Annotated in this window: 12 protein-coding genes and 1 other RNA gene; 10 read left to right on the top strand and 3 right to left on the bottom strand. The window is 42.9% G+C overall.

The annotated features are described in order from the left end of the window. Positions 1 to 29 precede the first annotated feature (29 nt). Positions 30 to 1,223, bottom strand: a complete 1,194-nt coding sequence (locus DW152_RS10330; protein WP_118288560.1) for a ribose-phosphate pyrophosphokinase — start codon at positions 1,221 to 1,223, stop codon at positions 30 to 32. Between the two features lie 166 nt (positions 1,224 to 1,389). Here DW152_RS10330 and DW152_RS10325 point away from each other — a divergent pair, with 166 nt between their 5' ends. The 10 genes from DW152_RS10325 (at position 1,390) to rnpB (ending at position 9,923) form a co-directional block, all read left to right on the top strand. After that, positions 1,390 to 2,709, top strand: a complete 1,320-nt coding sequence (locus DW152_RS10325) for a DUF512 domain-containing protein (protein WP_118288559.1) — start codon at positions 1,390 to 1,392, stop codon at positions 2,707 to 2,709. Positions 2,710 to 2,755: 46 nt separating this feature from the next. Beyond that, positions 2,756 to 4,084, top strand: a complete 1,329-nt coding sequence (gene der, locus DW152_RS10320) for a ribosome biogenesis GTPase Der (RefSeq protein ID WP_021860677.1) — start codon at positions 2,756 to 2,758, stop codon at positions 4,082 to 4,084. A gap of 2 nt (positions 4,085 to 4,086) precedes the next feature. Further along, positions 4,087 to 4,731, top strand: coding sequence for a glycerol-3-phosphate 1-O-acyltransferase PlsY (plsY, locus tag DW152_RS10315; protein ID WP_021860676.1), 645 nt, complete (start codon positions 4,087 to 4,089; stop codon positions 4,729 to 4,731). A 19-nt stretch (positions 4,732 to 4,750) separates the two neighbouring features. Further along, on the top strand, positions 4,751 to 5,758 hold the full coding sequence (locus DW152_RS10310) for an NAD(P)H-dependent glycerol-3-phosphate dehydrogenase (RefSeq protein ID WP_021860675.1): 1,008 nt from the start codon (positions 4,751 to 4,753) through the stop codon (positions 5,756 to 5,758). Positions 5,759 to 5,930: 172 nt separating this feature from the next. Beyond that, a complete protein-coding gene (locus DW152_RS10305) occupies positions 5,931 to 6,416 on the top strand; it encodes a sporulation initiation factor Spo0A C-terminal domain-containing protein (protein WP_021860674.1) in 486 nt (161 codons plus the stop codon). An 86-nt stretch (positions 6,417 to 6,502) separates the two neighbouring features. Next, entirely contained in the window at positions 6,503 to 6,916 is a 414-nt protein-coding gene (locus DW152_RS10300) for a hypothetical protein (RefSeq protein WP_021860673.1), read from the top strand. Positions 6,917 to 6,999: 83 nt separating this feature from the next. Continuing rightward, positions 7,000 to 8,472, top strand: a complete 1,473-nt coding sequence (gene spoIVA, locus DW152_RS10295) for a stage IV sporulation protein A (RefSeq protein ID WP_118288558.1) — start codon at positions 7,000 to 7,002, stop codon at positions 8,470 to 8,472. Positions 8,473 to 8,547: 75 nt separating this feature from the next. Then, positions 8,548 to 9,018 carry a MogA/MoaB family molybdenum cofactor biosynthesis protein gene (locus DW152_RS10290; protein WP_118288557.1) on the top strand — a complete coding sequence of 157 codons (471 nt, stop codon included), beginning with the start codon at positions 8,548 to 8,550 and terminating at the stop codon, positions 9,016 to 9,018. A 7-nt stretch (positions 9,019 to 9,025) separates the two neighbouring features. Then, on the top strand, positions 9,026 to 9,499 hold the full coding sequence (gene rnhA / locus DW152_RS10285) for a ribonuclease HI (RefSeq protein ID WP_118288556.1): 474 nt from the start codon (positions 9,026 to 9,028) through the stop codon (positions 9,497 to 9,499). A gap of 75 nt (positions 9,500 to 9,574) precedes the next feature. Beyond that, positions 9,575 to 9,923: RNase P RNA component class A (gene rnpB / locus DW152_RS10280), an RNA gene on the top strand. Positions 9,924 to 10,179: 256 nt separating this feature from the next. Here rnpB and DW152_RS10275 read toward each other — a convergent pair. Next, on the bottom strand, positions 10,180 to 10,623 hold the full coding sequence (locus DW152_RS10275; RefSeq protein ID WP_118288555.1) for an aspartate carbamoyltransferase regulatory subunit: 444 nt from the start codon (positions 10,621 to 10,623) through the stop codon (positions 10,180 to 10,182). A gap of 19 nt (positions 10,624 to 10,642) precedes the next feature. Beyond that, positions 10,643 to 11,560 (bottom strand): aspartate carbamoyltransferase, encoded by a 918-nt coding sequence (pyrB, locus tag DW152_RS10270; RefSeq protein WP_118288554.1) that lies wholly within the window; start codon positions 11,558 to 11,560, stop codon positions 10,643 to 10,645. Positions 11,561 to 11,589 lie beyond the last annotated feature (29 nt).

Genomic DNA, 11,589 nt, shown 5'->3' with positions numbered 1-11,589 from the left:
TTATCATCATTTTATAATCTATGTAAGAATTAAATAATATGTCTGGCAGCAAGATCAGTGTTATGTCTGTCGAGCAGTTTGTGAATCTTATCTGTCGGAACGAGTACGGAACTCATTGTGATATCATGATTCAGAGAATCGATGATCAGCGCAATGAATTTACTCATATCGGCAACTACGAAATAAGGCTTCTCAAGTGCAGTCGGCGGAAGATAAGTAAGGTTTGTTGTAATTACGCGGTCGATATACCCTGCTTCATAATATTCATCAAACTTCTCAAAGCCTTCTGTAAATAAGCCGAAAGTCGTGCAGACAAATACACGGCTGGCGCCACGCTCTTTGATCTGTTTTGCAACGTCTAACATACTCTCACCGGAAGAAATCATATCATCAATGATGATAATGTTCTTGCCCTTGATATCTGTACCGAGAAATTCGTGGGCAACGATCGGGTTTTTCCCATTTACGATGGTAGAATAATCACGGCGTTTGTAGAACATTCCCATATCTACACCAAGTACGTTTGAAAAATAAACGGCACGATGCATTGCACCTTCATCCGGGCTTACAATCATCAGATGATCTTTGTCTACAATCAGATCCGGTTCAGCGCGGAGCAATGCTTTCATAAACTGATACGGTGGGTTGAAACTGTCAAATCCGTGTAATGGAATTGAATTCTGTACACGTGGATCATGAGCATCGAAAGTGATGATATTGCTGACACCCATATCGATCAGTTCCTGAAGTGCGAGTGCACAGTCCAGAGATTCTCGTTTGGTACGTTTATGCTGTCTGCTCTCATACAGAAATGGCATGATTACATTCACACGGTGTGCTTTTCCGTTTGCAGCAGAAATGATTCGTTTCAGATCCTGATAATGATCATCCGGTGACATATGGTTCAAATGACCACTTACAGTATAGGTTAAACTGTAGTTGCAGACGTCAACCATTACAAAAAGATCTTTTCCACGGATGGATTCACCAAGAAGTCCCTTGGATTCACCAGTGCCGAAACGTGGACAGTCACAGTCAATCAGATAGTTGTCGGTACTGTACGCACGGAATAAAGGAGAAGTGTGATTCTCTGTCAGTGTGTTCTGGCGAAAAGAAACAATATAATCATTTACTTTCTTTCCGAGATCAATACAACTTGCATGTGCGGCAATCTTTAACGGTGCCACCGGTAAAGAGGATTCCATTAATTTTATGTTTGGCATAATAATCTCCTTAAGTATATTTTTTCGCTTATAGCTCTTATTTATTTATACCACTATTTATAGGAACAGGTCAATCTTTCCAAATGACTATTTTTCCTCTTCTTGTCAATTCTGTCTATGTAAGTTATAATAATATAGTTAAAGAGAAAGGAAACAGGGCGTATATATGAAACATGTACACATTGTTGATAAAGTTCTTCCGGGAAGTATCGCAGAAGAACTGGAAATTGAAAAAGGAGACAGGCTGATTTCGATCAACGGACAGGAGATTGGGGATGTTTTTGACTATCACTTTCTGGTAAATGATGACTTTCTGACGGTGCTCATTGAAAAGTCGACGGGAGAACAGTGGGAACTGGAGATTGAGAAAGATTACGAGGATGATCTGGGAATTGAATTTGGACAGGGACTGATGGATGAATATCGTTCCTGCAGGAATAAATGTATGTTTTGCTTTATTGATCAGATGCCGAAGGGGATGCGCGAGACATTATATTTTAAAGATGATGATTCTAGACTGTCTTTTTTACAGGGGAATTATATCACCCTGACGAATATGAGTGATGATGATGTGGACCGTATCATACGGTATCATCTGGAGCCGATCAATATATCCTTTCATACGACGAACCCGGAACTTCGCTGTAAGATGCTGCATAACCGGTTTGCAGGTGAAGCACTTAAGAAGATCGACCGGCTGTATGAAGGTGGAATTACGATGAACGGTCAGATCGTATTGTGTAAAGGTGTGAACGATGGAGAGGAGCTGGAGAGGAGCATACGTGACATGATGAAGTATCTTCCGTGTCTTCAGAGCGTGTCGGTTGTACCGGTTGGGCTTACGAAATACAGAGAAGGACTGTATCCGCTGGAATCATTCACGAAGGAAGATGCGAAAGAAGTGCTGTCCATTATCCATAAATGGCAGAAAAAGGCATATGATGAATATGGTTATCATTTCATTCATGCCGGAGATGAATGGTATATTCTCGCTGAAGAAGAGATGCCGGAAGAGGAACGCTATGATGGTTATCTGCAACTGGAGAACGGTGTTGGCATGATGCGGCTTTTACAGAATGAATTTGCAGAAGAATATGCCGGGCTGGAGGGGGATGACACAGAACGTGAAGTGTCAATTGCGACAGGAGTGCTGGCGTATCCATTGATTTGTAGGATGGCATCGGCGATTGAAAAGAAATACACAAAGACAAAGATCCATGTCTATGGTATACGCAATGATTTCTTTGGAGAGAAGATTACCGTGTCAGGGTTGATTACCGGAAGAGATCTGATCAGCCAGCTTACGGATCAGCCGCTTGGAACATGTCTGCTTCTTCCATGTAATATGGTGCGTATACAGGAGCAGGATTTTCTGGACGATCTGACAAGAGATCAGGTAGAAGAGGCTTTACAAGTAAAGACAGATATTGTAAAATCAAGCGGGCGAGATTTTATAGAAGCCGTTTTGAAACACGAAAAAGAATAACAGATAACAAAAGATTCATAAAGATATAAAGTATAGGAGATAAAAGATGAGTAAACCAGTAGTGGCTATCGTAGGAAGGCCGAATGTAGGAAAGTCAACGCTTTTCAATGTGCTGGCAGGCGAGAAGATATCGATTGTAAAAGATACTCCGGGAGTAACAAGAGATCGTATTTATGCAGACACCAGCTGGCTTGACAGAGACTTTACATTAATCGATACCGGTGGTATTGAACCAGAGAGCAAGGATATTATTATTTCACAGATGAGAGAACAGGCGCAGATCGCAATTGATACTGCGGATGTGATCATTTTCATTACAGATGTAAGACAGGGACTGGTGGATGCCGATTCGAAAGTAGCAGATATGCTCAGACGTTCCGGCAAACCGGTCGTGCTTGTTGTCAATAAAGTGGACAGTTTTCAGAAATTCATGGCAGATGTATATGAGTTTTATAATCTGGGAATCGGTGATCCACATCCGATTTCTGCATCTTCACGTCTCGGGATCGGCGATATGTTAGATGCTGTGATCAAGTATTTTCCGAAACATACCGGGGAAGAGGAAGAGGATGAACGTCCACGCGTGGCAATCGTCGGCAAGCCAAATGTTGGAAAGTCTTCGATCATCAACAAGCTGGTCGGAGAAGACCGTGTAATCGTATCAGATATTGCCGGTACAACAAGAGATGCAATTGATACGAACATTATTCATAATGGAAAAGAATATGTATTTATCGATACAGCAGGACTCCGCCGCAAGAATAAGATCAAAGAAGAACTGGAACGTTACAGTATTATCCGTACAGTAACTGCGGTGGAACGTGCAGATGTGGTGCTGATCGTGATCGATGCAGAAGAAGGCGTGACAGAACAGGATGCGAAGATTGCCGGGATCGCACATGAGAGAGGAAAAGGCATCATTATTGTTGTGAACAAATGGGATGCAATTGAGAAGAATGATAAGACAATGCGTGAGTATGAGAATGAAGTTCGAAGAATTCTTTCATTTATGCCTTATGCAGAGATTATGTATGTGTCTGCAAAGACGGGACAGAGACTTCCGAAATTATTCGATATGATCGACATGGTGATCGAGAATCAGACACTTCGTGTTGCTACAGGTGTCCTGAATGAGATCATGTCAGAGGCGGTTGCCATGCAGCAGCCACCGTCAGACAAAGGAAAACGTCTGAAGCTTTACTATATTACGCAGGTTGCGGTTAAGCCGCCGAGTTTTGTCATCTTTGTAAATGACAAAGAGCTAATGCATTTTTCATATACCAGATATCTGGAGAATAAGATCAGGGAAGCTTTTGGCTTTAAGGGAACTTCACTGAAGTTTTTTATTCGTGAGCGAAAGGAGAAAGACCGTTAGTTATGGAACGTATCGTATGTTTGGTGATCGGCTATATATTTGGACTGTTCCAGACCGGTTATCTCTATGGAAAGGCACATCATGTAGATATCCGCAAACAGGGAAGCGGCAACGCAGGAACAACGAATGCACTCCGCACAATGGGTTGGAAAGCAGGAGCGGTGACATTTTTAGGTGACTGCTTCAAATGTGTATTCGCAGTAGTAGTCGTGCATCTTCTGTTTGCGAAAAATTATGGAGACATTCTTCCGCTTCTTTCTATGTATGCAGGAATGGGTGCGGTGCTTGGACACAACTATCCGTTTTACATGCATTTTAAAGGAGGCAAGGGAATTGCGGCTACGGCAGGTCTTCTTGTCAGTACAACAAATGTATGGATGGTACTGATCTGTCTTGTGTCTTTCGTTTTGATCGTAGGAGTGACCAGATATGTATCACTCGGATCACTGGCAGTTGTTATCATTTATCTGATAGAGATTATTGTATATGGGAAGATGGGCGGATTTGGAATGCAGGGTGCGCATTTAATGGAAATGTATATTATCGCTGCACTTCTGATGCTGTCTGCATTTTACAAGCACAAAGAAAATATCAAACGTCTGTTAGCCGGTACAGAGAACAAACTCAGTGTCGGTAAAAATAAATAAAATGTTAGGAGGAGGTATTATGGTAAAAGTAGGTATTATGGGAGCCGGAAGCTGGGGAACTGCACTGGCACTTTTGCTTCATTCCAACGGACATGAAGTGACAGTATGGTCGATCAGTGAAGAGGAAGTGCAGATGCTTTCGGAAAAGAGAGAACATGAATCAAAACTTCCGGGTGTTAAGATTCCGGAGGATATGATCTTTACTTCCGATATGGAGTCTGCGATCAAAGGAAAAGATTTTCTTGTTCTTGCGGTTCCGTCTAAATTTACAAGAAGCACGGCACGGAGTATGAAACCGTATGTTGCAGATGGACAGATTATTGTCGATGTTGCAAAGGGTATTGAGGAAGATACGCTGATGACGCTGTCACAGCAGATCGAGGAAGAAATCCCGCAGGCGGATGTGGCAGTTTTATCCGGACCGAGTCATGCAGAAGAAGTTGGACGCGGACTTCCGACAGCAGTCGTAATTGGGGCAAAGACAGAAGAAACAGCCGCTTATCTGCAGGATAAGTTTATGAATAAAGTATTCCGTGTGTATATCAGTCCGGATATGCTGGGGATGGAGCTGGGAGGTTCTCTGAAAAATGTAATCGCTCTGGCTGCAGGTATTGCAGATGGACTTGGCTATGGCGATAATACAAAAGCTGCGCTTATTACAAGAGGAATTGCTGAGATTGCCCGGCTTGGTGTAAAAATGGGCGGAAGTATCGAGAGTTTTACAGGCCTTACCGGAATCGGTGATCTGATCGTAACCTGTGCCAGTGTACACAGCCGTAACCGTAAGGCGGGCTATCTGATGGGCCAGGGAATGTCCATGCAGGAAGCGATGGATGAAGTGAAGATGGTAGTTGAAGGTGTATACTCAGCGAAAGCTGCTGCAAAGCTTGGAAAGAAATACGATGTGGCACTTCCAATCGTTAATAAAGTGAATGAAGTGCTGTTTGAAGGAAAAGATCCGAGAGAAGCAGTAGATGAACTGATGCTGCGTGACAGCAAAACAGAACATATGACATTAAAATGGTAAAAATATAAATATGACATTTGTTGCGAAGAGCCACTTGATTGTGTATGTCAAGTGGCTCTTCGCAACAATATATGTAAATACTCTGTAGAAAACAGAGAAAAATACCGATATAATAGAGTTAAGTTAATAGCAGTGGTTGAAAACGGCTGGCTGAAGTATCATAGGGGAACTTATGGACGAGAGTAGAGGAAAAAGTATCAATGTAAACCTGAAACTGGAACTGCAGTACGGAGAAAGAAATTGCTTCCTGGAAGGAAACTTTCAAATAAGAACGGACAAAGAAAATGGCTTTATTATCCGGGAAGATTACAGACAGAGTATCAGAAAAGAATTACAAGGATTAGGATTCCCATCCAGTGCCTGTGGCACGATTTATCTGGAAGAGGGGATCTTTTATTTTATCCAGAAACAAAAACGACAGATCAGCATTACAAAAGAACTGTATCCGGCTGTGGCGGAAAAATACAGCACGAATGCAGCAAATGTAGAGAGGAATATAAGGACAACAATTGAAAAAGTCTGGACGAGAGGAAATTTACAGAGACTGGATGACTTTGGCAGTGGGATGATCGAGTATAAGACAGGACGGCCGACAAACGGAACCGTCATTCATACACTGGCAAGAAAAGTGCAGGAGTCATCCGTGCAAGGTCGATAAAGGTCGATAAACAGGTGGAAAAAACGAATACTTTCAGGAAATGAATGTGCTATGTTTAAAATAAAAACAGATGGGGGAGTAAATTTATGGCTTTAGCACATCAATTTATAGTAAGGGGAATGAAAGAAGAATTATTGATTCCGTCGGAACAAGAGTATATTTTTGTATCGGATCACCTGATGCGGTATATTCAGGATAGTATGAGATGGATTCATACAAGCTGGAATGACCAGATCGAGCTGGAAGGATTCCCGGACGAGGGATTCGCTGTAATCACGGAAATGGAAGTAGAGCGGATACTGGAGATCATACGACCGTGGAAGGCATTGTTTCTTGCATCGCCGGAAAATTTCTGCCTGACGATACAGGAAGATTCGGATATCTGTTACCGGGAAGTACCGGTGACAAGACGGGAAGTTATAGAAGAGATGGAAGGATGGATCGGGATCTGCGATCTTGCATTAAAACAACACAGCCAGCTTGTTTATCAGGGACTGTGAAAACAAAAAAACAAAGAGAAACGTGTTCTAAACGGATGTGTTGGCGGCATAAACTGTTATCAGCATAACAAGGGGGTATTCATATGGACACGTTTCAGATGTACGAGGATATAAAAGCAAGAACGAACGGAGAAATCTATATAGGTGTGGTCGGACCTGTGCGGACCGGAAAATCTACATTTATCAAGAGATTTATGGATGTGCTGGTGCTGCCTTATATGGAGGATGAGCATGAAAAGGCACGGACAAGAGATGAATTGCCACAGTCCGGTTCCGGAAAAACAATTATGACAACCGAACCGAAATTCGTTCCAAAGGAAGCGGCAGTCATTCATTTGCAGGAAGACCTGAACCTGAAACTCCGGCTGATCGACTGTGTAGGCTATATGGTGAACGGGGCAACGGGGCATCTGGAAGAAAATGCACAACGGATGGTGAAGACTCCCTGGTTTGAAGAAGAGATTCCGTTTACACATGCAGCGGAAGTGGGCACAAGAAAAGTGATCCATGAGCATGCGACGATCGGGATTGTAGTAACAACAGATGGAACAATCACAGAAATAGACAGAGAGGCATATCTGGAAGCAGAACGAAAGACGATCATGGAATTACAGAACATTGGCAAGCCGTTTGTTGTATTGGTAAATTCAAAGAAACCATATGCAAAAGAGGCGCAGGAAACAGCCGGGTGGCTGGAAGAAACTTATGGTGTCCGTGCGCTGACTGTGAACTGTGAAAAGTTAAAACCGGAGGATATTTCAAAAATCATGGAGACAGTTCTCTATGAATTTCCAGTTTCAGAAATCGAATTTTTTGTCCCGAAATGGGTGGAGATGTTGCCGGCAGATCATGAGATACGGAAAGAAGTAATCAACTATGTCCGAAAAATTCTTGATATGTACGGTCGGATACAGGACGTGGCAGGAAAAGTGCCGGAATGGGACAGTAGTTACATAGATCGTGTACATATACGGAATATTGAGACAGACACGGGCCGTATACAAATACAGATCGACGTTGGCGAGAGTTATTATTATGAGTGGATGACGTCTCTTACAGGAACACCGATCCGTGGTCAGTATGAACTGATCGATGCAATGCGAAAGCTTACGAAGCTGAAAGAAGAATATGAAGGAATCCGGGATGCGCTTGCGTCTGTACGGATGCGAGGGTATGGCATGGTGAGTCCAAGGAAAGAAGAAATCGAACTGGATGAGCCGGAACTGATCCGGCAGGGAAATAAATTCGGTGTAAAGATCCACACGCAGGCACCATCGATCCATCTGATCCGAGCCAATGTGGAGACGGAGATCGCGCCGATCGTTGGAAATGAGCAGCAGGCACAGGATCTTCTGAAATATCTGAAAGAGCAGTCTGAAGAAAAAGAAGGCATCTGGGAGACAAATATTTTCGGAAAATCAGTAGAAGAGCTCGTAATGGACGGCATGCGCGGGAAAATGGCGGCGATCAACGAAAAGAGTCAGGAAAAACTACAGGATACAATGAAGAAGATCGTGAATGACAGCAATGGCGGAATGGTCTGTATTATAATTTAAGGATTGCATTCTTGTATCAAAAGCGTTAAAATTCTACTATATGGACAACAGAAAGAGGTTATATGGAGGTACGATATGAAAGTAGCAATTTTAACTGCAAATACGCAGGTATATAAAGAACAGGAAGAAGATAAAGGCGGAAAGGTTATCCGCAAGATTGTGGAAGAAGCAGGACAGCATGTGATCTTTGCAAAAGCACTTCCTGTAGATAAGAAGGTATTATCTACAGTTATGCAGAGAATGGCAGATGGTAATATGGCAGACATTATCCTGACAACAGGCGGAGCCGGATGCGCAGTGGGAGATGTTACACCGGAAGCAACAACAGAGATTCTTGACAGACCAATACCGGGGATTCCGGAAGCAATCCGTATGCACTTGATGCATCTGACAAAACGTTCTATGTTAAACCGTGGTGTTGCCGGATTCAGAGGTAATACACTGATCGTGAACCTTCCGGGAAAAGCAGGTGCAGTCAAAGAGTCTCTGGAATATATTCTTCCAGAAATCGTTCATGCAGCAGAATTAGGTCAGAAAGAGAATTAGGAATCATATGCAGGTAAAGATATATACAGACGGTGCGGCGAGGGGAAACCCGGACGGACCGGGAGGATATGGAGCAGTGCTTGAGTATGTAGATCCGAAAGGAACACTGCATACGAAAGAACTGTCACAGGGATATAAAAAGACAACGAATAACCGGATGGAATTAATGGCAGTGATCGTGGCACTGGAAGCGTTAAACAGACCGTGCGAGGTGGAATTATATTCGGATTCCAAGTATGTTGTAGATGCTTTTAACCAGCATTGGATCGCCAGCTGGCTGAAGAAGGGATGGAAGCGTGGCAAGAATGAGCCGGTGAAGAATGCAGATCTCTGGAAACGCCTGCTGAAAGCAAAAGAACCTCACCAGGTTACATTTATCTGGGTGAAGGGACATGACGGACACCCGCAGAATGAACGATGCGACACACTTGCCACAACTGCGGCAGATGGAAATGACCTGATTGATGATACGATCCAGTAGATATAGAAGTGTAAGTAAAACAAAGAAAAATTGATATTGCAGTTCTGAAAGATATGTGTTATATTTATTAAATTGCAAGTAAGACAGGTAATCGCGGCTGTCAGGACCGAAAGGGGACAGGCGAGGAAAGTCCGGGCTTCATAGGGCAGGATGCCGGATAACGTCCGGTGGAGGTGACTCCAAGGCAAGTGCAACAGAAATATACCGCCTGTGCATGCAGGTAAGGGTGGAATGGCAGTTTAAGAGACTACCGCTTCTCTGGTAACAGCGAAGGCAGATGTAAACCCCATCCGAAGCAAGACCGGATAAAGACGATGTGGCGGCCCGTCACGTCTTAGGTAGGTCGCTTGAACCTGCCGGTAACGGCAGGTCTAGAAAGATGATTACCCAACGACATAACCCGGCTTATCGTTTTGCTTGCATATATTTATGAAACGATTTGAAAAATGTATTATAGATGATGCTATCCGTTCCAAGCTGATTTGGATTTTAGTTTGTCATCATAATAAAAAGCAGCTCGATATGAGCTGCTTTTTATGTTATGGCGACGAGGAAAACGCGTCATGCTTGATGATAGCATTGACAACCGCTAATCAGCGAACAAAACTCGCAAAGTGTGTTTTGTCGCTGTGCCAGAATGATTCAAATAAGCTATTAATGTCAGCTTTACTTGTGTTAAATTAGCCGCGTCCGTGATATTTCTCTTCGCAGTAGAGACAGCGGTATACTTCCTTTTCGGGATCAGTCAGTACGAAGACATGATCCAGTTCCTGCTCGATAGAAGTAATGCAGCGCGGATTTTTGCAGCGGATCACATTTGTGATCTTCTTCGGAAGATGAAGTGCTTTCTTGTCTACGATTTGTGAGTCTTTAATAATATTTACTGTAATATTATGATCGATGAATCCGAGAATATCCAGATCCATAAAGTCGATCGGACACTCGATCTTCATAATATCTTTCTTGCCCATCTTACTGCTTTTCGCATTTTTGATAATAGCGACACAACAGTCCAGTTTGTCCAGGTGCAGATATTTATAAATATCCATGCTTCGTCCTGCCTGAATATGATCCAGAACAAAACCTTCTTCGATTTTTCCAACACTTAATGTATTATTTAACATGATTATGTATGCTCCCTTCTTATACTTCAATCTCTAACAATGTAAGGATCAGAGCCATACGGATATAAACACCGTACTGTGCCTGTCTGAAATAAGCGGCTCTCGGATCATCATCTACTTCTACGGAGATTTCATTTACTCTTGGAAGCGGATGAAGGACATACATATCTTCCGGGGCAAGCTTCATCTTAGCGGCATCCAGAATATAAAAGTCTTTCATGCGTACATAATCTTCTTCGTTGAAGAAACGTTCTTTCTGTACACGTGTCATGTAGAGAAGATCCAGTTTTGGAAGTGCATCTTCCAGACGTTCTACTTCCTCGTAAGGGATGTTCTTCTTATCCAATACATCGGAACGGATGTAGCCTGGAAGTTTTAATTCTTCCGGGGAAATAAGTACAAAACGGATACCTGGATATCTTACTAATGCATGGATCAGAGAGTGTACAGTACGTCCGAATTTCAGATCGCCGCAGAGACCGATCGTCATATTATCCAGATGTCCTTTTAAAGAACGGATTGTAAGAAGATCAGTTAAAGTCTGTGTCGGATGCTGGTGTCCGCCGTCCCCGGCATTGATAACCGGGATACCGGAATGTTTGCATGCAACAGTTGCGGCACCTTCTTTTGGATGGCGCATTGCACAGATATCTGCATAGCAAGATATCATGCGAAGTGTATCGGAAACGCTTTCGCCTTTTGCGGCAGAGCTTGAATTAGCAGAAGAAAAACCTAGAACATTACCGCCAAGATTATACATCGCTGCTTCATGACTTAAACGGGTACGTGTACTAGGTTCATAAAATAAAGTTGCCAGTGTCTTGCCTGCACAGGCATGTGCGTATTTCTCCGGGGTGGCTTCAATATCGTTCGCCAAATCCATCAGTTTATCAAGTTCTTCCACAGAAAAATCCAGTGGACTAATCAAATGTCTCATAAAAAACCTCCTGTTATTTTCAAATCTAT

The organism is Dorea sp. AM13-35 (assembly GCF_003473885.1).
GTDB classification, from domain to species: domain Bacteria; phylum Bacillota; class Clostridia; order Lachnospirales; family Lachnospiraceae; genus Dorea_D; species Dorea_D hominis.
This window is presented reverse-complemented; position numbering and strand designations above follow the sequence as displayed.